The sequence below is a fragment of the Bradyrhizobium sp. CIR48 genome (assembly GCF_014198315.1).
Lineage (GTDB): Bacteria > Pseudomonadota > Alphaproteobacteria > Rhizobiales > Xanthobacteraceae > Bradyrhizobium.
This window is the reverse complement of the sequence record NZ_JACIHG010000005.1, coordinates 416,579-439,177: the sequence shown is the minus strand read 5'-3', so window position 1 is coordinate 439,177 and position 22,599 is coordinate 416,579. Positions and strand designations below refer to the sequence as shown.

Annotated in this window: 23 protein-coding genes; 14 read left to right on the top strand and 9 right to left on the bottom strand. The window is 64.6% G+C overall.

Features of this window, described 5'->3' with window-relative positions; translation table 11 throughout:
* Window positions 1-2 precede the first annotated feature (2 nt).
* The 6 genes from GGD66_RS18465 (at window position 3) to GGD66_RS18440 (ending at window position 6,127) form a co-directional block, all read left to right on the top strand.
* Window positions 3-953 (top strand): ABC transporter permease, encoded by a 951-nt coding sequence (locus GGD66_RS18465; RefSeq protein WP_183258577.1) that lies wholly within the window; start codon window positions 3-5, stop codon window positions 951-953.
* The gene (locus GGD66_RS18460; protein WP_183258576.1) at window positions 940-1,812 is read left to right on the top strand and encodes an ABC transporter permease; all 873 of its coding nucleotides are present in this window, start codon (window positions 940-942) and stop codon (window positions 1,810-1,812) included. The genes GGD66_RS18465 and GGD66_RS18460 overlap by 14 nt, the downstream gene beginning before the upstream one ends.
* Window positions 1,809-2,801 (top strand): ABC transporter ATP-binding protein, encoded by a 993-nt coding sequence (locus GGD66_RS18455; RefSeq protein ID WP_183258575.1) that lies wholly within the window; start codon window positions 1,809-1,811, stop codon window positions 2,799-2,801. Before GGD66_RS18460 ends, GGD66_RS18455 begins: the two co-directional genes overlap by 4 nt.
* The gene (locus GGD66_RS18450) at window positions 2,798-3,769 is read left to right on the top strand and encodes an ABC transporter ATP-binding protein (RefSeq protein ID WP_183258574.1); all 972 of its coding nucleotides are present in this window, start codon (window positions 2,798-2,800) and stop codon (window positions 3,767-3,769) included. The genes GGD66_RS18455 and GGD66_RS18450 overlap by 4 nt, the downstream gene beginning before the upstream one ends.
* A gap of 75 nt (window positions 3,770-3,844) precedes the next feature.
* A complete protein-coding gene (locus GGD66_RS18445) occupies window positions 3,845-4,912 on the top strand; it encodes an alcohol dehydrogenase (RefSeq protein WP_018322762.1) in 1,068 nt (355 codons plus the stop codon).
* A gap of 135 nt (window positions 4,913-5,047) precedes the next feature.
* Window positions 5,048-6,127: an isocitrate/isopropylmalate dehydrogenase family protein gene (locus GGD66_RS18440; protein WP_183258573.1), complete on the top strand. Its 1,080-nt coding sequence runs from the start codon at window positions 5,048-5,050 to the stop codon at window positions 6,125-6,127.
* A 66-nt stretch (window positions 6,128-6,193) separates the two neighbouring features.
* Here GGD66_RS18440 and GGD66_RS18435 read toward each other — a convergent pair whose 3' ends face one another.
* The 4 genes from GGD66_RS18435 to GGD66_RS18420 all read right to left on the bottom strand — a co-directional run bounded on the left by GGD66_RS18435 (window position 6,194) and on the right by GGD66_RS18420 (window position 9,129).
* A complete protein-coding gene (locus tag GGD66_RS18435; RefSeq protein WP_183258572.1) occupies window positions 6,194-6,481 on the bottom strand; it encodes a hypothetical protein in 288 nt (95 codons plus the stop codon).
* Window positions 6,482-6,584: 103 nt separating this feature from the next.
* Window positions 6,585-7,406: an enoyl-CoA hydratase gene (locus tag GGD66_RS18430; protein WP_183258571.1), complete on the bottom strand. Its 822-nt coding sequence runs from the start codon at window positions 7,404-7,406 to the stop codon at window positions 6,585-6,587.
* 272 nt (window positions 7,407-7,678) lie between these two features.
* The gene (locus tag GGD66_RS18425) at window positions 7,679-8,050 is read right to left on the bottom strand and encodes a helix-turn-helix domain-containing protein (protein WP_020608151.1); all 372 of its coding nucleotides are present in this window, start codon (window positions 8,048-8,050) and stop codon (window positions 7,679-7,681) included.
* Between the two features lie 29 nt (window positions 8,051-8,079).
* A complete protein-coding gene (locus tag GGD66_RS18420; protein WP_092259708.1) occupies window positions 8,080-9,129 on the bottom strand; it encodes a LysR family transcriptional regulator in 1,050 nt (349 codons plus the stop codon).
* Between the two features lie 481 nt (window positions 9,130-9,610).
* Between GGD66_RS18420 and GGD66_RS18415 the strand changes: the two genes are divergently transcribed.
* Window positions 9,611-9,877: a hypothetical protein gene (locus GGD66_RS18415; protein WP_018322768.1), complete on the top strand. Its 267-nt coding sequence runs from the start codon at window positions 9,611-9,613 to the stop codon at window positions 9,875-9,877.
* Between the two features lie 206 nt (window positions 9,878-10,083).
* Window positions 10,084-10,815, top strand: coding sequence for a cytochrome c biogenesis CcdA family protein (locus tag GGD66_RS18410; RefSeq protein ID WP_092259704.1), 732 nt, complete (start codon window positions 10,084-10,086; stop codon window positions 10,813-10,815).
* Between the two features lie 31 nt (window positions 10,816-10,846).
* Here the strand turns inward: GGD66_RS18410 and GGD66_RS18405 are convergent, their stop codons facing one another.
* A complete protein-coding gene (locus GGD66_RS18405; RefSeq protein WP_092259702.1) occupies window positions 10,847-12,064 on the bottom strand; it encodes a 3-hydroxybenzoate 6-monooxygenase in 1,218 nt (405 codons plus the stop codon).
* 18 nt (window positions 12,065-12,082) lie between these two features.
* Window positions 12,083-12,637: a MarR family winged helix-turn-helix transcriptional regulator gene (locus tag GGD66_RS18400; protein ID WP_177237259.1), complete on the bottom strand. Its 555-nt coding sequence runs from the start codon at window positions 12,635-12,637 to the stop codon at window positions 12,083-12,085.
* Window positions 12,638-12,814: 177 nt separating this feature from the next.
* Here GGD66_RS18400 and GGD66_RS18395 point away from each other — a divergent pair, with 177 nt between their 5' ends.
* The 3 genes from GGD66_RS18395 to GGD66_RS18385 all read left to right on the top strand — a co-directional run bounded on the left by GGD66_RS18395 (window position 12,815) and on the right by GGD66_RS18385 (window position 15,754).
* Window positions 12,815-13,882 (top strand): amidohydrolase family protein, encoded by a 1,068-nt coding sequence (locus GGD66_RS18395; protein ID WP_183258570.1) that lies wholly within the window; start codon window positions 12,815-12,817, stop codon window positions 13,880-13,882.
* Window positions 13,851-15,209 carry an MFS transporter gene (locus GGD66_RS18390; RefSeq protein WP_092259696.1) on the top strand — a complete coding sequence of 453 codons (1,359 nt, stop codon included), beginning with the start codon at window positions 13,851-13,853 and terminating at the stop codon, window positions 15,207-15,209. Before GGD66_RS18395 ends, GGD66_RS18390 begins: the two co-directional genes overlap by 32 nt.
* An 80-nt stretch (window positions 15,210-15,289) precedes the next feature.
* Entirely contained in the window at window positions 15,290-15,754 is a 465-nt protein-coding gene (locus tag GGD66_RS18385; RefSeq protein ID WP_183258569.1) for a DoxX family protein, read from the top strand.
* A 39-nt stretch (window positions 15,755-15,793) separates the two neighbouring features.
* Here the strand turns inward: GGD66_RS18385 and GGD66_RS18380 are convergent, their stop codons facing one another.
* Together GGD66_RS18380 and GGD66_RS18375 are read right to left on the bottom strand one after the other, a co-directional pair.
* Window positions 15,794-17,251, bottom strand: a complete 1,458-nt coding sequence (locus tag GGD66_RS18380; protein ID WP_183258681.1) for a sensor histidine kinase — start codon at window positions 17,249-17,251, stop codon at window positions 15,794-15,796.
* Window positions 17,252-17,338: 87 nt separating this feature from the next.
* On the bottom strand, window positions 17,339-17,698 hold the full coding sequence (locus tag GGD66_RS18375; RefSeq protein WP_018322777.1) for a DUF1236 domain-containing protein: 360 nt from the start codon (window positions 17,696-17,698) through the stop codon (window positions 17,339-17,341).
* Between the two features lie 542 nt (window positions 17,699-18,240).
* Here GGD66_RS18375 and GGD66_RS18370 point away from each other — a divergent pair.
* From GGD66_RS18370 to GGD66_RS18360, 3 genes are all read left to right on the top strand, one after another.
* The gene (locus GGD66_RS18370; protein ID WP_092259690.1) at window positions 18,241-19,239 is read left to right on the top strand and encodes a TRAP transporter substrate-binding protein; all 999 of its coding nucleotides are present in this window, start codon (window positions 18,241-18,243) and stop codon (window positions 19,237-19,239) included.
* An 84-nt stretch (window positions 19,240-19,323) separates the two neighbouring features.
* On the top strand, window positions 19,324-19,839 hold the full coding sequence (locus GGD66_RS18365; protein ID WP_183258568.1) for a TRAP transporter small permease: 516 nt from the start codon (window positions 19,324-19,326) through the stop codon (window positions 19,837-19,839).
* Complete coding sequence (locus GGD66_RS18360) at window positions 19,836-21,155, top strand: TRAP transporter large permease (RefSeq protein ID WP_092259688.1); 1,320 nt, start codon at window positions 19,836-19,838, stop codon at window positions 21,153-21,155. Before GGD66_RS18365 ends, GGD66_RS18360 begins: the two co-directional genes overlap by 4 nt.
* Window positions 21,156-21,207: 52 nt before the next feature.
* Here GGD66_RS18360 and GGD66_RS18355 read toward each other — a convergent pair whose 3' ends face one another.
* Window positions 21,208-22,482, bottom strand: coding sequence for a serine hydrolase (locus tag GGD66_RS18355; protein WP_183258567.1), 1,275 nt, complete (start codon window positions 22,480-22,482; stop codon window positions 21,208-21,210).
* Window positions 22,483-22,599 lie beyond the last annotated feature (117 nt).

The following is a 22,599-nucleotide window of genomic DNA, read 5'->3' as shown; positions in this document are numbered from 1 at the left end:
CGATGCTGAACTTCGTCGTTCGGCGGCTGCTTGCCATGCTGCCGGTGCTGCTCGCCGTCTCGCTGCTGACATTCCTGATCGCCTCGCTGCTGCCGGGTGATCTCGCTCTCGTCATCCTCGGCGATCAGGCGACGCCGGAGAATGTCGCGGCGCTACGCCGGGACATGGGGCTCGACCAGCCGCTGTGGTGGCGTTACCTGAGCTGGCTCGGTCACGTCTTGCAGGGCGATCTCGGCCGCTCGTTCCGTACCGGGCAGACGGTGCTTCAGGCGGTCGCCGAGCGCATTCCGGTTTCACTTCAATTGATGCTGATGGCTGAGTTCATAGGCCTCTTGATCGGCGTTCCCGTCGCGATCGCCTGCGCCGCGCGCGCCGGCGGCGCCTTCGACCGCTTCATGACCGGCAGTGCGTTTGCGATGCTGTCGATGCCGTCCTTCCTGGTGGCGATCCTCTTGATCTATCTGTTCGCGGTCGAACTGCACTGGCTGCCGGCGACGGGCTATGTGCCGTTCACCGAAGCGCCGCTGGCGAATTTACGCTTCTTCGTGCTGCCGGCACTGACGCTGGCACTGGCGGAATGGCCCGGAATCATGCGGGTGCTGCGCTCCGACATGATCGCGACCCTGCAGGAGGATTATATCGCGCTCGCCAAGGCCAAGGGTCTCAAGCCCGCGCGTATCCTGTTCGTGCATGCGCTCAAGCCCTCGTCGCTGACGCTGGTGACGGTCACAGGCATCAATATCGGCCGCCTGCTCGGCGGCACGCTGATCGTGGAATCGATCTTCGCGCTACCGGGCATCGGCCGGCTTCTAGTCGGGGCGATCTACACCCGCGACCTCGTCATCCTCCAGGGCGTGGTGCTGCTGGTCGCCTGCGGCTTCGTCATCGTGAATTTCATCGTCGACATGCTCTACGCCGTGCTCGACCCCAGGATCCGCCATGGCCACGCTTGAGCTCTCGATGCAGGACGAGGCGGTGCCCGTGCCGGTCGGCCGCAAGCGCAGGCTCGGCCTGTTGTTCTGGATCGCGAGTGCCTGGCTCGCGATCATCCTGACGCTCGCAATCCTCGCGCCGGTGCTGCCGCTGCAGAACCCTGTAGACATGGACATGCTGGAGCGCCGTGCGGCGTTCTCTTCCGGGCACTGGCTCGGCACCGATGGGCTCGGCCGCGACGAACTCTCCCGCCTGATTTTCGGGGCGCGGGTGTCGCTGACTGTCGGGCTGATCGCGCCGATGATCGGCCTTACGCTCGGCGGCGCGCTTGGGCTGCTCGCCGGCTACTTCCGCGGTCGGTTCGAGACGCTGGTGGTCGGCAGCATGGACGTGCTGCTCGCCTTTCCGCCGCTGATCTTCGCGCTCGCCGTGACCGCCTATCTCGGCCAGTCCGTCCCCAACCTCACCTTGATTCTCGGTGTGCTCGGCATTCCCGCGTTTATGCGCGTGGCGCGCGCGGCGACGCTGAGCTTGGCTCGCCGCGAATTCGTGATCGCGGCCGAGGCATTAGGTGCCAGCCATGCGCGCATCCTCATGCGCGAGCTGTTGCCGAACGTGATCCTGCCGCTGCTGGCCTTCTTCCTGCTCGGCGTCGCCGTCACCATCGTGGTCGAGGGTGCGCTGTCCTTCCTCGGTCTCGGCGTGCCACCGCCGATGGCGAGCTGGGGCAGCATGATCGGCGAGGGGCGCGACAGCCTCGACGTCGCGCCGCGGCTGGCGTTCCTGCCGGCGGCCGGACTGTTCCTCACCGTGCTGGCCTTCAATCTGGTCGGCGACACCTTGCGGGCACTGACCGACCCGCGTCAGGGGGCGCTGTGAGCGCTGCGCTGCTGACCATCGAGGACGTTGCAGTCGAGCTACCGACGCCGCGCGGCAATCTGCGCGCCGTGGATCATGTCGACCTGTCGCTGGAGGCGGGCCGCACGCTCGGGATCGTCGGCGAATCCGGTTGCGGCAAGACCATGCTGTCGCGCGCGGTGCTTCAACTGCTGCCGAAAAAAGCAAGGCTCACGGGACGCGTGATGTTCGACGGCCAGGACCTGGTGCGACTCGATGCGGAACGCTTGCGTCGCTTGCGCGGGCGCGATCTCGCAGTCGTGTTCCAGGACCCCATGACCTCGCTCAACCCGGTGCTGACCATCGGCACGCAGCTGATGGAGACGATCCAGGAGCATCTCGAGCTTGACGTCTCCGCGGCGCGGAAGCGCAGCGTCGAGCTGCTGGCGGCCGTCGGCATTCCCGCGCCGGAGCAGCGGCTCGCGCAATATCCGCATCAATGTTCCGGCGGCATGCGCCAGCGCATTGCGATTGCGATCGCGCTGTCCTGCGAGCCGAAGCTCTTGATTGCGGACGAGCCGACCACGGCGCTCGACGTCACCATCCAGGCGCAGATCCTCGATCTGCTCGCGCGCGAGCAGCGCCGCCGCCACATGGCCATGATCATCATCACCCACGATCTCGGCGTCGTCGCCGGCCGGGCCGACGAGGTCGCGGTGATGTATGCGGGCAGGGTGGTGGAGCGCGCGCCGACGCAAGCCTTGTTCAAGCGTATGCACATGCCCTACACCGAGGCGCTGCTGGCGGCGATCCCGAAGCTGGATGCCGCGCCGCATACGCCGCTGCCGGCGATCTCCGGACGTCCGCCCGATCCGACACGACCGCTCAAGGGCTGCTCCTTTGCGCCGCGCTGCCGCTATGCCGCTAGCGGCTGTCATGAGGCCAAGCCCGACCTGAAGAGCGCTGAGAAGCCCGATCATCTCTATGCCTGCTTCCACCCGATCCAGATGGCGGAAGGAATCGGCGCATGATGCAGCTTGCCGCGCGCGTCGAGCCGCTGCTGAACGTCGACAATCTCGTCGTCGAATATGGCCTCGGCAACAAGACGGTGCACGCCGTCTCCGGCGTCAGCCTCCAGGTCGCGCGCGGCGAGACGCTCGGGCTGGTCGGAGAATCCGGCTGCGGCAAGTCGACGCTGGGGCGCGCCGTGCTGCAATTGCGCCGCGCCAAATCCGGCCGGGTGCTGTTCGACGGCGAGGACCTGACCGTGATGGAGGGCGAGGCGCTGCGCAAGATGCGGCGCCGCGTGCAACTGATTTTTCAGGATCCGATCGCCTCGCTCAATCCGCGCCGTCGCATCGGCGACATCGTGGCCGAACCGCTGATCATCGCCGGCGTCAGGGATGCCGCCGAGCGCAAGCGTAGGGTTTACGAGGTGCTCTCTGCGGTCGGGCTCGATCCTGATCTCGTCGCGGGCCGCCTGCCGCATGAGTTCTCCGGCGGGCAGTGCCAGCGCATCTGTATCGCACGATCGCTGGTGCTCAACCCCGAGTTCATTGTCTGCGACGAGCCGGTCTCGGCGCTGGACGTCTCCATTCGCGCGCAAATCCTCAATTTGCTGGAGGAGATGAAGGCGCGCTTCGGCCTGACGCTGTTGTTCATCGCGCATGATCTCGCGGTGGTCAAAGCGGTCAGCGACCGCGTCGCGGTGATGTATCTCGGCCGGCTTTGCGAGGTCGGTCCGTCGGAGCAACTGTTTGCAAATCCGGCGCATCCCTATACCGGGCTCTTGTTGCAGGCGATCCCGGTGCCCGATCCGGATATGCGTCCCGCCGAGAGTGTGGCAGCGGGTGAGCCACCATCGCCGATTGCGCCGCCGTCCGGCTGCCGCTTCCGCACCCGTTGCCCGCGGGCCGACCAGCGATGCAGCGCTGAGATACCGGAGTTGCGCGAAATCGCACCCGGCCAGTTCGCGGCTTGCCATCATCCGCTGGCCTGAACTAAGACCGGTTTGTCTCGCCTTGCCGACCATGGCATGGTGGCGCGGCGACAAGAAGAATGCGGGAGAACGCCGATGAAGAGTTTCAAGGTTGCCGATTTCAAGGCGCCGCTGCAGGAGTTCGACGAGGCGACGCCGCAGCCGTCGGGCACGCAGGTGCTGATCAAGGTGAAGGCCGCCGGCGTCTGCCACAGCGACCTCCACATCTGGGAGGGCGGCTACGATCTCGGCCACGGCCGCAAGCCGCTGTCGCTGAAGGACCGCGGCATCAACCTGCCGCTGACCATGGGTCACGAGACGGTCGGCGAAATCCTGGCCTTCGGCCCCGACGTGAAACCGACCGACCAGGGCGACCTCAAGCTCGGCGAAGTCGGCCTGGTCTATCCCTGGATCGGCTGCGGCAAATGCGCGACGTGCCTGGCCGGTGACGAGAACATGTGCCTGACGCCGCGTTCGCTCGGCGTCTATTGCGACGGCGGCTATTCCGATCACATGCTGGTGCCGCATCCGCGCTACCTGCTCAATCTGAAAGGGCTCGACCCCGCGACGACCGCGCCCTATGCCTGCTCGGGCGTCACCACCTACAGCGCGCTCAAGAAGGTCGAGCAGCATTTCGACACCCCGATCGTGATGTTCGGCGCGGGCGGGCTTGGCCTGATGGCGCTGTCGCTGCTGAAGGCGATGGGCGGCAAGGGCGCGATCATGGTCGATATCGATGCCAGGAAGCGTGAGGCGGCGGAGAAGGCCGGCGCGCTCGCCACCGTCGACCCCAAGGCGCCGGATGCGCTGGAGCAGCTTGCCAAGAAGGCGGGCGGGCCGATCCGCGCCGTGATCGACCTCGTCGGCAATGCCGCGACGACGCAGCTTGGATTCGACTGCCTGACCAAGGGCGGCAAGCTCGTGATCGTTGGCCTGTTCGGCGGCGGGGCGACCTGGGCGCTGCCCCTGATTCCGATCAAGGCAGTGACGATTCAAGGCAGCTATGTCGGAAACCTGCGCGAGACGCAGGAATTGCTCGATCTCGTCCGCACCAAGAAGGTGCCGCCGATCCCGGTGACGACGGCACCGCTCGCCAAGGCCAACGACGCGCTGGTGCAATTGCAGCAGGGCGCGGTGGTCGGGCGCACAGTGCTGACGCCGTAGTGAACACTCTCTCCTCCGTCATTGCGAGGAGCGAAGGCGACGAAGCAATCCAGACTGCCTCTGCGGATGGATTTCTGGATTGCTTCGCTTCGCTCGCAATGACGACTTGGCTAGCTCCTTTCCTTGAGGCCCTAAATGTCCGCAAACAACGCCTTCCACATTGCCGTGCTCGCCGGTGACGGCATCGGTCCCGAAGTCATGGCGCCGGCCCTCGAGGTGCTGCGCAAGATCGAGCAGAAATCGGATTTGCGCTTTCGCTTCACCGAGGCACCCGCCGGCGCCAACAATTATCGTGCCACCGGCAAGTCGATGCCTGACTCGACCATCAAGCTGTGCGAGGAGGCGGATGCGATCCTGCTCGGCGCCTGCGGCCTGCCGTCGGTGCGCTACCCCGACAATACCGAGATCGCGCCGCAGATCGAGCTGCGCTTCATCTTCGATCTCTATGCCGGCGTGCGGCCGGCGCGCCTCATTCCGGGCGTGCCGAGCCCGATCGTCGGCGCTGATGCGCGCGGCATCGATCTCGTCGTGATCCGGGAATCGACCGAAGGCCTGTTCGCCTCGATGGGCAAGGGTGTCGTCACCCATGAGGACGCGCGCGAGACCATGGTGATCACGCGCAGGACCTCCGAGCGCCTGTTCGACTTCTCGTTTCGCCTCGCCGAGCGGCGCAAGGCGCGCGGCAAGCCCGGCGCGCTTGCCTGCGTCGACAAGGCGAACGTGTTCAAGGCGTTCGCGTTCTTTCGCGGCATTTTCGACGAGATCGCCAAGAAGCATCCCGATGTGAAGACCGATCGCCTCTATGTCGATGCCTGCTCGGCGATGCTGGTGAAGCGTCCCTGGGATTTCGACGTGATGGTGATGGAGAACATGTTCGGCGACATCGTCTCCGACATTACTGCGAGCCTGATCGGCGGCCTCGGCATGGCGCCGTCGGCGGACATCGGCGACAAATATGCCGTGTTCCAGCCCTGCCACGGCACCGCGCCCGACATCATGGGGCAGGGCAAGGCCAATCCCACCGGCATGATCCTGTCGGCGGCGATGATGCTGGACTGGCTCGCCGACAAGCACGGCGTCGAGAGCGCGGCGGAAGCCGGCGAGACGATCGAGCGTGCAGTGGATCAGATCTATGCCGGCGGCATCAAGCCGATGGAGTTCGGCGGCAACAACGGCACCGCCGATATCACGAAGGCGGTGCTAGGGGCGCTCTGAGAAGCAGCCGAGTCGCGGCGCCAGTTCATCTCAAAAGAAAAAGGGGCCTCGCGGCCCCTTTGTCGTTCACCAGCGGCGCCAATGATGGTGGCGATGGCCCCAGCCCCACGGGCGCGGGCCGTAGAAGCGTCGCGGGCCGCCGTAATAGCCGTAGGCGCCGTAATAGTTCGGACGCCAGAAGCAGCGGCCCCAGGGGTTGCATACCCAGCGCACCTGATCGACGTCAGCGGCCGGACCGCTTGCAATCTTGTCCGCCTGCGGGATGCCATTCGGCATGGCCGCGAGCGCCTCGCCCGCCGCGAGCGTCACACCGCCGATGGCAACCAGAGCAAGAACAGCAGATTTCAGTGTCATCGCGATCTCCCTCGTTGTGACGGGAGAACTTTCGTCAGATCAACTGGTTGCAACCGCGCGGAGTTGCACGAGGAATTTAATCTTCGTGAACGTCGGTTCAGCTTCAACGCCCCTGGAACTGCGGTTTGCGCTTTTCCATGAAGGCCTGCCGGCCCTCGCGAAAATCCCGGGAATCCATGCAGGCGTTGCCGATCGCCTTGATCGCATCCATGTCGCGCTTGCTCTCATCCTTCAGCACCTGTGCGATGGTGATCTTGGCGGCCTTGATCGCGAGCGGGGCGTTCTGCGAGATCGTCTCGGCAATCGTCATGGTCTCGCCCCAGAGCTCGTCGACCGGGAACACGCGCTCGATAAGGCCAATGCGCAGCGCTTCGGCGGAATCGATGCGCATGCCCGTGTACATCAGGAGCCGCGCCCAGGACGGGCCGACCAGCGACACCAGGTGGCGGAGGCCGTCAAAGCCATAGGCGATGCCGAGCTTGGCCGCGGGAATGCCGAACTGGCTGCCGTGTGCGGCGATGCGGATGTCGGCGAGCATCGCGACCTGCATGCCGCCGCCGAGGCAAAAACCCTCGATGCAGGCAATCGTCGGCTTGGGATAGTCTGCGAGCAGTGCGCGCTGGGCGGCGCTGCGCCTGGCATATTCCTCGGAGGCCGCCGCGTTGTGCCGGGTCTTCTCGAACTGGCTGATGTCGGCGCCGGAGACGAAGGCCTTACCGCCGGCTCCGCGCAGGACCACGACGCGCACCGTCTCGTCGTCGCGCAAGGCGGTCAGCGCCTCGCCAAATCCCTCCCACATCTCCAGCGACATCGCGTTGCGCTTGTCGGGATTGTTGAAGGTGATCACGCCGACGCCGTCGGTGGTGTGCTGGAAAATCTTGCCGCCCGCGTAGGGGATACCGGTCGTGCTGAATATGTCGGACATCGCGCGCTCGCTCGTCATGTGCGAGGGGCAATGTGCTGCGGTGGCGCTTCCGGGGTCAACCGCGGCAGGGTGGGCGAGTCTGCATCCGCCTGTACCGGGATTGCATGGCGCGTCGTCCCGAGTGTCGCGCGTGCAAAGAAAAGGGGCGGTCGTGCCGCCCCGCAAAGGCCGCGCGCAAGCGCGCGAGCCGGAATATGATCGTTCAATCCGGCCGCGTCCCCGCGACGCGGCGGATTGAAGATCGGCCGTAAAGGCCAGACCGTCGACCGGTCTCAGCTCTCGTTCGCCGCGATCGATTCCATCAGCGAGACCAGCTGACGCTGCACGGTCTGGTCCTTGATCTTGCTGTAGGCGCGCAGCAGGCGGAGGCTGAAGGCCGAATCGAGGAACAGCAAGCTCTCGACTTCGCGCGCCTTGTTGTCACCGTCGTAGAAGAAGGTCACGGGCACGTCGAGGGCGGAAGCGATCTGCTGCAGACGAGCCGCGCCGACGCGATTGACGCCCTTCTCGTATTTCTGGACCTGCTGGAAGCTGACGCCAAGCTTCTCGCCGAGCTCGGCCTGCGAGATCTTCATCTCGACGCGCCGCAGACGAATCCGCTTGCCAAGCTCGATGTCCGGCTTGCCAGCGCTGCGCTGCTTCATTCTTTTCGCCGCTGCTTTCATCTTCGTTTTCACCTTTGTTCTTCGGTTGAAAATCCCCCGAAGAGCTGGGTCAGGGGTTCGCCCATATACGAGTCCTTGAATTCATGCGGATGCACGAACTCTTCCTTAAACCACGGGAAGCGAGCCGGACTGAAAGCTTCGATCAGCCAATCAATCATGTGCCGCACGCGCGGAATACGGCCGCTACCGGGATGGTAGGACAACCAGATATCCAGCGGTCGGTTCAACTCGACCTCCAGTGGAATCAACTTCCCGCCAAGCGCAATGGCGTAGCTCGGAAAGACGCCGATGCCGGCGCCGTTCGCGACCGCCCAGTAGTTGGCGCTCGAGACGTTGGTCTTCATGACCAGAAGGTCACGTTCCGACACGCCCGGGAAGAAGCTCTCGAAGGATTCTTTGGCGGCAAGCTGGTCGGCGAATTGCAGCACCAGGCGATGCTTGATCAATTCCGCCGCCGTGCGCGGCGCGCCATGCTTCTCGATGTATTTCTCGGAGGCCCAGAACATCAGATGCATGCGGCCGAGCCGCACCAGCTTGATGTCGAGCGCGGAGGGACGCGACAGATGGATGGCGACGTCGGCCTCGTGGCGCGAGACGTCGGCCGAGCGCATCGCGCAATGCAGGTCGACCAGGATCTTCGGATAGGCCTGCTGGAATTCAACCAGGCGCGGGGCGAGCCAGAACGTGCCGAGCCCCTCGGTGACGGCGACGCGCACCTCGCCGGACAGGGCGTTGGCCATCGAATCGCTGGCGCGCAGCACGTCGAAGGTGGCGGCCTCCATGCGCTCGACGGCGGAGACCACCAGCGCGCCTTCATCGGTCAGATGGGTGCCGTGGACGTCACGCGTGAACAGTGTGGTGCCGGTCTGGCGTTCGAAATCGTCGATTCGCCGGCGCACGGCGTTGATCGACAGCGACAGGCGCTCAGCCGCCGATCGGAAACTTCCGGATCGGACGACTTCAAGGAATATGCGAGCGGCATCCCAATCAGAGAGGCCGCTGAGATTTGTCTTTGGGCGTTCCGCCACAGGAACGCCCCTTTCCGCCAAGGAGTGCATACAATTTCCTTCGGGTGGCTAAACTGGCAGAATCTGGCGCAAACCACAACTACTGCGAGTTGGGGGATGATGAGTTTTGAACGTCATCCTTACTACGTCGTGGGTGGTATCTGAATGCTGCCAAGGCTGGGAATCGGGCGGACCATCGCCCGGATGAGGGGTGTGGCGTGAGTTCCGTTGCGAGCCGTGAAATGGCTGCGGGATTGCAGGCGCTGTCCGTAATGAATGTGCTTGCGCGAAAGCCGGCGCCGTCTCCTTCAATGGATCAATCACAGCGGGCCGGGCGTTTGCTCTCGGACTGCTTCGATCGCGGCCAACGGCGCAGCGCGGCGAAGTTAGCCAGAACCGCTGTTCCGCGGCAGAAACCCACTGAAATCAGGTTCAGAGGCGCTGTGGCCTCGTGCTATCCTCCGTATTCCATGGGGGCCGAAGGGGTCGTCACCAACACGTCTCGCAGGCCGAATTAACGGAAAGAACGCCGGTGTCGCATTCAGACGAACAATTGCAGTCGGTGCTGGAAACGCTCGAGGGGTGCCGCAGGGTTCTCAACGCGTGCGACAGCCGTGAGTCGGCCGAGCTGCTGTCGATTGTCATCCTCGACGTCAGGATGAAACTCAAAGGAATTGACAGTGCCGAACTCAAGGCACTGTGCGACGAAATGTTGCGGAGCGCTGCGAGCGAGCCGCCGTCCCCTTCCAAGCAGACGCAGGACCAGCCCCGGCGTCCGCTGCTCCGCGTGGTGAAGTAGCCACGCCGCCGAATCTCGCTTTTTGGCGAGGTTTGTGCGCGTCCCGATGCCGCACCTGTGATCGCAGGCGGCATCGGGAGGAGCCCTGGTTTGGTGCGCCTCTGTTGCGCATTCTCCGGCATCGGTTACACCAGAGCCGGTTCGGCTCCTGGCCACGCGCATTCCCGGCGCGTCGCACCGGTGCCTGAGATGGCTCAGACGGCATCATGCAAAATGTTTCGATCCCGGCGGCGCTGATTGCCGGCCTCGTCAGCTTCCTCTCGCCCTGCGTCCTGCCCCTGGTCCCGCCCTATCTGATCTACCTGACGGGCGCCACGATCGAGCATGTCGAGAGCGACGAGCCGGGCTCGGCCTCCAAGCGCGCGATCATGATGTCGGCGCTCCTGTTCGTGCTCGGCTTCTCCACGGTGTTCGTCGCCCTCGGCGCCAGCGCCTCGCTGATCGGCGGGCTGATCCGTGCCTGGTCGGCGGAGCTGTCGATCCTCGCCGGCATCGTCATCATCATCATGGGCCTGCACTTCCTCGGACTGACCCGCATCGGCCTGTTGATGCGCGAGGGACGGCTGCCGATCCCCAAGCCGGTCGGCCTGTGGGGCGCCTATATCATGGGGCTCGCCTTCGCCTTCGGCTGGACGCCCTGCATCGGCCCGATCCTCGCCGCGATCCTGTCGATCGCCGCCGCTGAGGCCACGGTGGCGAAGGGCGCGGGCCTGCTTGCGGTCTATTCGGCCGGTCTCGGCATTCCCTTCCTGATCGCCGCGCTGATGATCGAGCAGTTCTCCGCGCTGTTCGCGCGCATGAAGGGCCATCTCGTCAATGTCGAGCGCGCCATGGGCGTCCTGATGGTGATCACCGGCATCGGCTTTCTCACCGGCGCGGTCTCGAATGTGAGCATCTGGCTGCTGGAGACGTTCCCGGCGCTGCAGACGTTCGGATAGAGCCAAGCCCGGCCGGGTAAGCCACATCGGCTCAGGACTGCGCGACTCGCCGTGCCGCATCTGACGGCCGCTCGGAGAACGGGTCCTCATAGAGCCAGGCGAGATTCTCGCAGAAGCGCTCCAGGCTGGTCTCGCGCATCAGCTGATTGCGCAGCAGCGCATGGACGCCGGCCGGGTGATAGACGTGAGTGCCGAGCTCCCGGGCCTGGAGCTGGACGCGCGCGGTGCGCAGCAGGCGGGCATTCCTGTAGCGATCGAGCGCATGCGCGATGTCGTCCTGCGTCTCGTCGAGCGCATCAGCGAGACAAACCGCGTCCTCCAGCGCCATGCAGGCGCCTTGCGCGAAATATTGCAGCATCGGATGCGCGGCATCGCCCAGCAGAACGACGCGGCCGTCGATCCAGCGTTCGGTGGGATCGCGGTCGCAGGTCACCCACGCCTTCCAGTCCCTTCCGTGATGAATGATCGCCTTTGCGCGCGGATGCACATCCGGAAAACCTGCGAGGACTTCTTCGTGGGTCACGGGCCTCGCCGCGAAGGCCTCGGCGGGGTCGTTGTGGCAGGTGATCGCGAGGTTGAACACCTTCCAGCCCGAAAGCGGGTAGTGCACGAGGTGGCACTTCGCGCCGGCCCACAGCGTCGCCGCGTTCCAGCGCAGATCCTCGGGCATCTGTTCGGTCGGGATGACCGAGCGATAGGTGGTGTGGCCGGCAATGCGCGGCGCGCCGTCGCCGACCATCTGCTGGCGAATGCGGGAGCGAAGCCCGTCCGCGCCGATCAGCAGACACCCGGTGACGCGCTCGCTGGACTTGAGCGCTGCCGAGGCCTCTGTGCCGTTCTGCTCATAGGCGACTACGTCGCAGTCGGTTCGCAGCGTGACATTGGGATGCGCCTCGCAGGCGCGGACGAAGATGCCGTGCAGGTCGCCACGATGGACCACCGCGTAGGGATTGCCGAAGCGCCTACGGAAATAGCTGGCGAGATCGACATGGGTGATCTCCTCCGCCGAGATCGCGTCCATCAGGCGGAGCTTGTCGATGAAGACGGCAATCGCGCGCGCGGCATCGCCGAGCCCGAGACGATCGAAGGCGTGAAATGCGTTGGGACCGAGCTGAATGCCGGCGCCAATCTCCTGGTAGCGCGACGCGCGCTCGAGGACCGTGACCTGGAAACCCTTCTGCGCCAGCGCGATCGCGGCTGCGAGCCCGCCGATGCCGCCGCCTGCAATGATGATGGGATCCTGTCGCATGGCCTCTCCTTGGTTTCCCTATTTTCTAGATGTCCTGCCGCGCGGCTGGCTCGTCCTGGCTTTCGCCTCGGGCCGCTCGTCGCGGATTTCTTTCGGCCGCGCGGGCGGCGGGACCTTGATCGATCCGGCTTCGACTTCCTGCTCGAGCCGGTCGATGTTCTTGTAGAGCTCGACCAGCACGCGCTTGAGCTCCGCCGCTTCCTTGGCGGACATGCTGCCGGTGACGACTTCTTCATAATAGGCGGCGAGCGGCATCAGCCTTCCCGCCAACTCGGTGCCCTTGGGCGTCAGGACGACCTGGAGGCTGCGCTGGTCGTTTTCGGGACGGTCGCGCGTCAACAGGCCCGCACGGCTCATCTCCGCGACGATGCGCGACAAGGTAGACACGTCGGCCGATGTCAGCTCGGCGATTTCGCCGAGACGCAGCGGGTGACCCTGCTCGGATAGAGCGGCCAGCACGCGGTACATCGGAAGCGTCAACTTCTCGTGACGGATCACGCGCGCGAAGAGGTCGCCCATGCGCACGCCCAGCCGGGCGAGCAGATAGGGGAGCGAATTCGAAAATCGGTACATGAGTTTAGGTCCGGGCTTGGGTCCTGGCGGGAGAGCTCCGCCCGGAATAAGCGTCAACCTTCGCATGTGCAATATTTGCATATCAATCATTTGCAAATACAACTTTCTCATTGACAAGTATCTGGATCAGGCGCTTTGCTTTGTCAACGCCGAAAGCGGAGCCGAAGGAACGACGCCATGCAGGGAAAGATTGCGCTCGAGGAGCATTTCGCGATGGACGAGACCGTCCAGGACAGCGCGGGCTTCGCGCCGACCGAGGACTGGGTCGAGCTGAAGGCCCGGCTGCTCGACATCCACGATCGCCGGCTCGCGGAGATGGACGCCCACGGCATCGAGATGATGCTGCTGTCGCTGAACGCGCCCGCCGTGCAGGCCATTCCCGACCGCAACCGGGCGCTGGACCTGTCGCGCCGCGCTAACGACTTTCTGGCGGAGCAGGTCGCAAGACGGCCTGACCGCTTCCGCGGCCTCGCGGCGCTGCCGATGCAGGATCCCGAGGCGGCGGCAAGCGAACTCGATCGCTGCGTCAGCGCGCTTCGCTTTCGCGGCGCGCTCGTCAACGGTTTCAGCGAGCTCGCCGGTGTCGATCAGGCCATCTATTACGATCGCAAGGAGTTCTGGCCGTTCTGGTCGGAGGTCGAGCGTCTCGGCGTTCCCTTCTACCTGCATCCGCGCAATCCGTTGCCGAAGGACGCGGCCATCTACGAGGGCCATCGCTGGCTGCTCGGCCCGACCTGGGCGTTCGGGCAGGAGACCGCGGTGCATGCGTTGCGCCTGATGGGATCCGGCCTGTTCGACGCGCACCCGCGGCTCCAGATCATCCTCGGCCACATGGGGGAGGGGCTGCCCTATTCGATGTGGCGCGTCGATAACCACAACAAGTGGATGCGGGCGCAGAACGTCTATCCCGCACGGCGCAAGATCGCCGACTACTTCAGGGAAAATTTCTACATCACCACGTCGGGCAATTTCCGCACCCAGGCGCTGATCGACGCGATGCTCGAAATCGGCGCCGACCGCATCCTCTTCTCCGCCGACTGGCCATTCGAGAACATCGACCACGCCGCCGACTGGTTTGACACGGCTGCCATCTCCGAAGGCGACCGCATCAAGATCGGCCGCGACAACGCGTGCGCCCTGTTCGGGCTCGGCAAGGCCTCAATTCAATCTGCCGCAGAGCAGAGCAATTCATCAATTTCCATGGAGGAACCCCGTGAGCATCTCGTCCGAAATCGACGTGCATGAGGAATTGTCCGCCGCTCCGATCGGCCCGTTCCACAAGCTGCTCGGCATTCTCATCACGCTCATCACGCTGTTCGACGGCTATGACACCTTCAATCCGGCCTATGTCATCCATTACGTGGTCCAGCCCTGGGGGCTCGCACCAAGCCAGGCGGGGTTTTTGGTAAGCTCGGGTCTCGTCGGATTCCTGTTCGGCGCAATCGGACACGGTAGCGTGGCGGATCGCTTCGGCCGGCGCGGCACGCTGCTCGCGGGCTTGTGGATCGTCAACGTCTTCACGCTGCTGACTGCCGTGCTGGCGAACGATTTTTGGAGCTACTGCGCCCTCCGCTTCGTCACCGGGCTCGGCCTCGGCGTGCTGTTGCCGCTCGGCACGACCTTCATCAACGAGCTTGCGCCGAAGCGTGTCAGCAACACGTTCTCGCTCTGGGGCGTGACGCTGGGCTGGTCGCTCGGCGGCGTCTGCGCCGGTCTCGTCGGCGTTTTCCTGACGCCGCAACACGGCTGGCAGATCCTCTATTATGTTGGCGCGTTGTCGATCCCGCTGACCTTCGTGGCGCACGCCGTCCTGCCCGAAAGCCCGCAATTTCTGGCCTCGAGGTCGCGGGTCCCGGAGCTGCGCGCGCTGCTTGCGCGATTGCGGCCGGAGCGGGCGTCCGTCTACCAGACTGCGACATTCGCCGCGGCCGGCGGCGGGACGCCGCAGAGCACGATCGGTGCCTTGCTCGGTCCGCGCTATCGCCGCGTCTCGCTGACCATCTGGGTCACGGCGTTCCTCAGCCTGTTCGCGATCTTCGGTCTCACCAGCTGGATTCCGACGGTGATGCTGAAGCGCGGCGAGACCTTTGCCGCCTCGTTCGGCTTCGGGGCCCTGATGCAGGCGATGTCCTTCATCGGCGGTCTCACGCTGGCCATGCTGGCCGACCGCAATTTTACGCTGACGCCGCGCTATCTGGCGACATGGTGGCTGAGCGGCGGGATCGCGGTGCTGGCGCTCGTCTTCGTCAGCGGCCACGGCGTCAATCTCGCCATCGTCGCAATTGCCGGCTTCTGCATCATCGGCGCGCAGCACGTCCTCAACAATTTCACCGCCGGCTCGTACGAAACCTGCTTCCGCGCCAGCGGCGTCGGGATGGAGCTCGGCATCGGCCGTGTCGGAGCGATCCTCGGCCCCTATGTCATCGGTCTCCTCCAGCAAGCCACCGGCGGTCCGGATGCCGTGTTCTGGGCGATCGGCGGAGCGTCGATCGTCGGCGCGCTGGCGATCGGATCGCTTGGTCTTGCCGCTGCAACGCGCCTGCCGACGGCCGATGTCGCCGCCGCGGAGTGACGAGGCGCGTTGATCCATCCATGGGGGTGATGTGGATCATCCCTCCGCTTTCCCCGACGAAAACTAGAAGGAGATCCCGAATGCCGATATCCACTCGTTCCACTGACTCCGCAGGCCAGTTCGATGCCTGGGTGCTCCTGTTCGCGCGCGTCGCGATCGCGCCGCTGTTTCTCTACAGCGGCGTCGGAAAGGTGCTGGCATTTGCCGTGACCGCCGGCAGGCTTCCGGGAGGAGCGGATGGGTTAGGGGCCGTTCTCGCCGCGGGCGCGATTGCGGTCGAGCTCGGAGGCGGCATGGCCCTGCTGCTTGGGCTGTTCGCGCGCCAGGCGGCGATGGCTCTGATTCCGTTCACCGTCGCCGCGACGCTGATGTTCCACAATTTCTGGGCCGTGCCGGAAGCCGCGGTCGTCATGCAGACCATCAACTTCCTGAAGAATCTCGGCCTGCTCGGCGCCCTTGCTCTCATCGCCTGCTATGGACCCGGCGCTTATGCCGTACAGGCCGCCATGAAGGCCGATCCCAGGGGGGCTCCCCGGCTCTCGTGATGGTCTGCCAGGCTGGCCGCGGGAGTTCTGCTCTCCCGCTCACCGCGCCTCGTCCAGCGTACAGACCACCGTGCAGACCACGCCGCGCGGCAGGAAGTCGACGGTGGCCTCGCCGCCGAGCTGGTCGCGTGCGCTGCGCTCGATCAGGCGCGAGCCGAAGCCGCGCTGTACCGGCGCGGTCACCGGCGGTCCGCCGATCTCGGTCCAGATCAGGCGCAGCCGCGGTTTCGGGGCATCGGCGATGATCTCCCAATCCAGCGTCACCCGGCCGGTCTCGTTGGACAGCGCGCCATATTTCGCGGCGTTGGTGGCGATCTCGTGCACGATCATCGACAGCACGACGGCGAGCCGCGGCGACAGCGGTACGGCGGGTCCGGCCATGCGGATGCGGTCGGGACTGTTCATCAGGAACGGCTGAAGCGCGCGGACGATCACCTCCCGCAGCTCGGAGCCCGCCCATTTCTCCTGGCTCAGCAAATTATGTGCTTCGGCCAGTGCGCCAAGCCGTCCCTCGAACTTCATCCGCTCGTCCCGGCTGGCGCTGCGGAAGGTCTGCACGGCGATCGCCTGCATCAAGGCCAGCGTGTTCTTGACGCGATGGTTGAGCTCATCGATCAGGAGATTGTGCAGCATCTCGCCGCGCGCGATCGTGGTCGCCATCCTGACCGCGAAGGTCAGGCCGGTCAGCAGCAGGATGCCGCCGATCAGGCTGGTGATTGCGATGTTGCGCCAGAGCGGCGCGATCAGCGAGCTTTCGTCGACGCCGGCGGCGATCGTCCAGCCCGTCAGCCGCGATCGTGTGTAGGCTGCGGCCAGAGCGACGCCGTCGAGCGACACCGTCGGAAGCGATGCCTCGCTGCGGCGGAACATCTCGGCATAAAGCGAGGGCGAGGCGCGCTTGCCAAAGGTCTCGCTGGGGTTCGGCGCGCGCGCAAACACGATGCCCTTGGTATCGAGCAGAGTCACGGTCCAGAGCGGGTCGGGCCGTTGCTTCTCCACCAGCTCCTGAAAAATGCTGATCGGCGGGCTGAAGCAGAGGTCGTAGATCACCTCGCCGTCGCGGAACACCGGAACCTCGACGGTGAGCACCTGCCGCCCGTTGATCGCGCCGGTGAACAGGTCGGAATATTGCGGCGACCTGGTCGCAAATACCTTTTCGATGATCTCGAGATGGCCGCGTGGCGGCAGGCTTGCGGTGTCTTCCGTTGCGGAGGAGAACAGCAACCGGCCCTTGCGATCGGAGATCAGCACCAACCCGCCCTTGCCATATTGGTCGACGAAGCCGAGCGCGATGCGGCGGAAGTTCTGGAAGTCGTCGTTACGCAGCGAATTCGTCAGTGCAAGGACTTGCAAGCCGCCGGTCATCCGCTGCACCTCGGAGTCGAGCACGAGGCGCATGCTACGCACGTTCTCCAGCACCCGGCGGGTCGCGTCGCTTCGATCCTGTTTGTAATTGTAGAATACAATGCCAACCGCAAAGACGATCAGCGGCAACATCGTTCCCGTCACCAGAAGAGCGAGCCGGACCGGCAGGGTGAGCTTTGACAAACGCGGGCGTCCCGGTTCCGGCGCAGCGGCGCCGGATTATGATTTTGGGCAGACCATACGTGCGGGACTTGCGCGGCGCCATGTTTTTCGCAGATGGCGAGCGGTTCGGAAACGCGATGTTGCAGCGCAGTTCGGGATGTCCGCGCTCCAATCGGACGGCACGGCCTCCAGCTCGACGTCGGTCGGCACGGTCGCGCCGACGATGATCTTTTCCTTTGTCGTGACCGGACGAAGGTGATGTTCGGTGACGTAGGATTTGATCCTGGTCCGGTATTGCGGCTCGATCTGAACAGCTGCCTCGTGACCGGTTCCGGTGGTTGTCACCACGGTGGATTGCGCAAACGCACTGGTCGAGATCAGAACCGCCGCGGCGGATAGCAGGAGCAGCTTCTTCATCTTTGTCCTCCTCACGAGAATAAGCGCCGCGCGGCCGACGAATTCTGCGTCGTGCAGGACGTCAAGACGAAGAAGTGTACTCGTCGACAAGAAGCCGACGGACACGTCGATGACCGTCGTCAGCCCGTCGGGCACGATCTACAAATCGCGGACCGAAGCTGAGAGCGGCAAACGCCGGTATTGATCTTGTGGGCTGTGCCGGCCGTGCTGGTGATCGGCGGCGGCATCTATCTGATCGGGCATACACACTAGGCCTGCAGCAGCGGGCGAGCGGGTCCGTGCGTGCCGCACATTAGGTCCGCTCGTGGCCGGCCTCCTCCGGGAGTGCGACTGTGCCCATACAGCCCGCCCGCGCCGGCAGGGGCGCGAGTTGCAGTGCAACAGGTGGTGGGGGCTTAGCCCTGCGACGAAGAGTACCTCCAGCGCGCGCGAAATGACTTCCGTCCGGCCGACGTTTTTCATACGCTTCCCCTTCGCCAGCCGCATACCGGCTGCGCTCACGGCCCGGCTACAGGGCCGGAGCATCAAAGGGAGGGGAGACGATGAAGCGAAGGTCATTTCTCGCTGGTATCGGTGCGACCACTGCGGCGGCTACGATTGGGATGCCGTCGATCCTCAGGGCGCAAGCGCCGATCTCGCTGAACGGCGCGGTCCAGTTCAACGACGACCACGCCTTCAACCGGGCACTGCTCCGGTTCGAGGAGCTGGTGAAGAAGTATTACGGCAAGCCCGTCAACTTCACGCTGCACAGGAACTCCTCGCTCGGCCTCGAGAAGCAGTATTTCGAGTACATGTCGCAGGGCAAGGCGGTCGATTACGGCATCGTCTCGCCGGCTCACATGTCGACCTTCGCCAAGGCGGCCCCCTTCATCGATGCGCCCTTCGTGTTCAAGGGCATCGAGCACATGAACAAGGTCGTCGAGGCCAACATCCTGGCGCCGATCGCTGACGAGGTCGCGGCGAAGGCCGAGGTCGTCCTGATCGGTTATGCCGGCGGCGGCATCCGCAACATCTTCGCCAACAAGCCGCTCAAGAATCTCGCCGATCTCAAGGGACTCAAGGTTCGCGTGCAGGGCGCGCCGATCTGGTCGAAGACCTTTGCGGCGGTCGGCATGAGCCCGACGGTGATCGCCTATAACGAGATCTACAACGCGATCCAGAACGGCGTGATATCGGCCGGCGAAAACGAGGCGGCCGGCGTCGAGGCGATGAAGTTCTACGAAGTCGCTCCGCATCTCAACCTGACCCAGCACGCCGTGTCGATCCGGCCGATCTGCTTCTCGGTGAAGACGCTGAAGACCCTGCCGAAGGAGTTGCAGGACGCGATCATGAAGGCCGGCAAGGAGGCCGGCGACTACGGCCGTCAGCTCGAGTCGAGCGAAGAGGTCGTCAAGCTCGACACGCTCGAGAAGGCCGGCAAGCTCAAGCGCGTTCCCTTCGAGGAGCGGGACGCCATGAAGAAGCTCGCCGACCCCGTGATGGCCACCTACGCCAAGGAAATCGGTGCGGAGGGCATTTTCGAGAAGATCAACGTCGTCTGAGGTCTTTGCGTCCGCCGACAGCATCTCCGGGCAAGCCCCGCTTCTTGCCCGGAGCTGGCGGATGAGCTGCTGCACGGAGCCCCAATGTCTGAAATGCCCGTCCCGTCCACACCGTCGCTGTGGCGTCGCGTCTCGGCGGCCTATGCGAAGCTGCTGGAATTCCTGCTGGCCGCCTGCGTCGGCGTCCTGGTTGTTCCGGTCACGCTGCAAATCATCTCACGCTACACGCCCTTCATTCCGTCCTACATCTGGACGGAGGAGATGGCCCGCTTCCTGTTCGTCTGGACGATCATGATCGGTGCCATGGTCGGCGTGCGCGAAGCGCAGCATTTCGAGGTCGATGTGTGGCCCGATTTGTCGCGGCGGTCGGAGGCTGCAGTGCGAATCCTCGCGCGGCTCGGCATACTGGCGCTGGCGCTGGTGTTCGTATCGGCCGGCCTCGAGTTCACTCGCTTCGCCTGGAACAGGACTTCGGAACTGGCCGATCTGCCGCTTTGGCTGATTCACGTCGCCTGGCCCGTTGCCGGAGTCACGTGGATCGTCTTCGCGGGTGAACAGATCGTCGATGAAATGCGCATTCTGGTTGGGGCAGGGCGATGAGCGGCAATGTACTCTCTGCCGGACAGGCCGCGATGGTGCTGTTCGGGGTTTTCATCGGCCTGCTCATCGTGCGCGTGCCGGTCGCCTTCGCGCTCGGCCTTGCCTGCGTGCCGATCCTGCTGATCGAGCCGCATCTGTCGCTGATGACGCTCGCGCAGGAGACCTTCAATGCGTACAATTCATTCATCCTGCTGGCGGTGCCGTTCTTCCTGCTGACGGCGAACCTGATGAGCATCGGCGGCATCACCGACCGCCTGGTGGCGCTGTCGCGCTCGATGGTCGGTCACTGGCCGGGGTCGCTGGCGCAAATCAACGTCGTGCTGTCGGTGTTCTTTGCCGGTATCTCCGGCTCCTCGACCGCCGATGCGGCGAGCCAGTCCAAGATCTTCATCGATGCGCAGACCAAGGAGGGCTACGATCTCTCGTTCTCCATTGCCATCACGGCGGTGTCGGCGGTTCTGGCGGTAATCATCCCGCCGTCGATCCTGATGATCGTCTGGGGCGGGCTGATCTCGACCTCGATTGCGGCGATGTATCTGGCTGGCATCGTGCCGGGCCTGCTGATCGCGGGTGCGCAGATGGCGACGGTGCATGTCTATGCCGTGCGCCGCGGCTACCCGACCTATCCGAAGGCAAGCTGGGTCGAGATGCGATGCGCCATCTGGCGGTCGATACCGGCCATGATGACGCCGTTCATCATCGTTGGCGGCATCCTGCTCGGCTGGTTCACCGCGACCGAGTCCGCCTGTGTTGCGGTGCTCTATTCTGTGGTGCTCTCAGCATTCTTCTATCGCGAGACGGGTCTACGCGAATTGTACAAGGCGTTGCTCGATACCGGGCGCCTCGCCGGCGTGGCACTGTTCTGCGTCGGCACCGCAAGTGCGTTCGGCTGGCTGCTCGCCTACTACAAGATCCCTCAGGAACTGCTGGCCAATGTCTCGACATGGGGCATGGGCGCTGTTGCGGCCGGCTTCTTCATCTCCTTCTGCTTTCTGGTGGTCGGCTGCTTTCTCGACGCCATCCCTGCCATCATCATCGTCGGCACGGTGCTGGAGCCGCTCGCCAAGTCGGTCGATCTCCATCCGGTCCAGTTCGCGATCATCTCCATCGTGTCGCTGGCCTTCGGACTGGTGACGCCGCCCTACGGCCTGTGTCTGATGATCGCCTGCTCGATCGCGGGCGTGCGGCTGCGCTATGCGCTGAAGGACACGGTCATCATGCTGATTCCGATGCTGCTCGTGCTCGCGGCAGTCATCGTCTGGCCCAGCGTGTCGCTGTTCCTGCCGCGTCTGATCGTGCCGGAGATGCTTAAATGAGCGTCTGATGGCGCGATCCCGCGGCGGTGGGCCGCGGGATCGGTCGGATTGGTTACAGATTGCTCTTGGTGATCGCGGCGTAGACCATGCTGCGCAGCTCGCGCCGGATCGGGTAGGCGCTCGACGGCAGCACCTGCGTCATGAAGATCGCGACCAGCTCTTCGGCCGGATCGATCCAGAACGAGGTCGTGGCCGCGCCGCCCCAATTGTATTCGCCGGGGCTGCCGGCGATCAGCGTTTCGGACGGGCGCATGGTCACCGCGAAGCCGAGGCCGAAGCCGATGCCGTTATAGGTGGCCTCGGAGAACAACGAGCGCGACACTTCGGGCAGGGCGCCGCCGCCCGGAATGTGGTTGCTGGTCATCAGCGCCAGCGTCTTCGGCCCGATCAGCCTGACGCCGCCGAGTTCGCCGCCGTTAAGAAGCGCGCGGCAGAAGGTGAGATAGTCGGCGACCGTCGAACAGAGGCCGCCGCCGCCGGAGATGAAGGAGGGCGGAGACAGGAATGAGCTCGTTGCTGGATCGTCCTGGAGCGTCAGGCCCTCGCGCCGCTGGCCGGCATGGAAGGTCATGCCGCCGCCGGGGTCGGCCGAGTAGCAGGCGGCGAACCGGTGGGCCTTGGAAGCAGGCACGTGGAAATCGGTGTCGGTCATGCCGAGCGGGTCGAGAATGCGTTGCTTCAGGAATTGCTCGAAGGGGATTCCCGAGATCTTGCCGATGAGATAGCCGAGCACGTCGGTCGAGACCGAATAGTTCCAGGCCTCGCCCGGCGAGAACTCCAGCGGGATTTTTGCGAGGCTCTCGATCATGGTCTGGAGCGTGCCTGACTTCTCGACCTCGCCGATTTTCTCGGCGCGGTAGGCGGCATCGACATTGGAGCGTTGCTGGAAGCCGTAAGTGAGGCCGGAGGTGTGGCGCAGGAGGTCGACGATCAGCATCGGCCGGGACGGCGGACGGGTCAGGAAGGCCGGCGAAGTGCCGGCGACGAACACGCCGAGATCCTTCCATTCCGGAATGAATTTGGCGACGGGTTCGTCGATCGCGACCAGGCCTTCCTCGACCAGCATCATGAAGGCGACGCTGGTGAGCGGCTTGGTCATGGAATAGATGCGGTAGATGGTGTCGTCCTTGACCGCCAGCTTGCGCTCGACGTCGGCAAAGCCTTGAACCGAGCTGTGGGCGACCTTGCCGCGGCGGTAGACCAGAAGATGCGTGCCGGGGAAGCGGCCGGCATCGATGTACCGGTTCTTCAGATGCGCATCGATGCGGTCGAGCGCGGCCTTGGACATGCCGACGGATTCGGGCGAGGCGGGGGTGGGGGCGAGCATCAGTTCCTCCGGGCAGTTTTGTCGGTCCGTTGATAGCCAAATGACGGCCCCATTCCAAGCCGCTCGCGCTTAACGCGAGCGGGCCGGCTGGTGTAGGCTGGCCCCTGGAACGCCTCC

What these genes read in the sequence shown, in the direction of transcription:
- GGD66_RS18465 (WP_183258577.1), top strand. Translation starts at nt 3, where the DNA reads ATGCTGAACTTCGTCGTTCGGCGGCTGCTTGCCATGCTGCCGGTGCTG.
- GGD66_RS18460 (WP_183258576.1), top strand. Translation starts at nt 940, where the DNA reads ATGGCCACGCTTGAGCTCTCGATGCAGGACGAGGCGGTGCCCGTGCCG.
- GGD66_RS18450 (WP_183258574.1), top strand. Translation starts at nt 2,798, where the DNA reads ATGATGCAGCTTGCCGCGCGCGTCGAGCCGCTGCTGAACGTCGACAAT.
- GGD66_RS18445 (WP_018322762.1), top strand. Translation starts at nt 3,845, where the DNA reads ATGAAGAGTTTCAAGGTTGCCGATTTCAAGGCGCCGCTGCAGGAGTTC.
- GGD66_RS18440 (WP_183258573.1), top strand. Translation starts at nt 5,048, where the DNA reads ATGTCCGCAAACAACGCCTTCCACATTGCCGTGCTCGCCGGTGACGGC.
- GGD66_RS18435 (WP_183258572.1), bottom strand. Translation starts at nt 6,481, where the DNA reads ATGACACTGAAATCTGCTGTTCTTGCTCTGGTTGCCATCGGCGGTGTG.
- GGD66_RS18430 (WP_183258571.1), bottom strand. Translation starts at nt 7,406, where the DNA reads ATGTCCGACATATTCAGCACGACCGGTATCCCCTACGCGGGCGGCAAG.
- GGD66_RS18425 (WP_020608151.1), bottom strand. Translation starts at nt 8,050, where the DNA reads ATGAAGCAGCGCAGCGCTGGCAAGCCGGACATCGAGCTTGGCAAGCGG.
- GGD66_RS18420 (WP_092259708.1), bottom strand. Translation starts at nt 9,129, where the DNA reads ATGCACTCCTTGGCGGAAAGGGGCGTTCCTGTGGCGGAACGCCCAAAG.
- GGD66_RS18410 (WP_092259704.1), top strand. Translation starts at nt 10,084, where the DNA reads ATGCAAAATGTTTCGATCCCGGCGGCGCTGATTGCCGGCCTCGTCAGC.
- GGD66_RS18405 (WP_092259702.1), bottom strand. Translation starts at nt 12,064, where the DNA reads ATGCGACAGGATCCCATCATCATTGCAGGCGGCGGCATCGGCGGGCTC.
- GGD66_RS18400 (WP_177237259.1), bottom strand. Translation starts at nt 12,637, where the DNA reads ATGTACCGATTTTCGAATTCGCTCCCCTATCTGCTCGCCCGGCTGGGC.
- GGD66_RS18395 (WP_183258570.1), top strand. Translation starts at nt 12,815, where the DNA reads ATGCAGGGAAAGATTGCGCTCGAGGAGCATTTCGCGATGGACGAGACC.
- GGD66_RS18385 (WP_183258569.1), top strand. Translation starts at nt 15,290, where the DNA reads ATGCCGATATCCACTCGTTCCACTGACTCCGCAGGCCAGTTCGATGCC.
- GGD66_RS18380 (WP_183258681.1), bottom strand. Translation starts at nt 17,251, where the DNA reads ATGTTGCCGCTGATCGTCTTTGCGGTTGGCATTGTATTCTACAATTAC.
- GGD66_RS18375 (WP_018322777.1), bottom strand. Translation starts at nt 17,698, where the DNA reads ATGAAGAAGCTGCTCCTGCTATCCGCCGCGGCGGTTCTGATCTCGACC.
- GGD66_RS18370 (WP_092259690.1), top strand. Translation starts at nt 18,241, where the DNA reads ATGAAGCGAAGGTCATTTCTCGCTGGTATCGGTGCGACCACTGCGGCG.
- GGD66_RS18365 (WP_183258568.1), top strand. Translation starts at nt 19,324, where the DNA reads ATGTCTGAAATGCCCGTCCCGTCCACACCGTCGCTGTGGCGTCGCGTC.
- GGD66_RS18360 (WP_092259688.1), top strand. Translation starts at nt 19,836, where the DNA reads ATGAGCGGCAATGTACTCTCTGCCGGACAGGCCGCGATGGTGCTGTTC.
- GGD66_RS18355 (WP_183258567.1), bottom strand. Translation starts at nt 22,482, where the DNA reads ATGCTCGCCCCCACCCCCGCCTCGCCCGAATCCGTCGGCATGTCCAAG.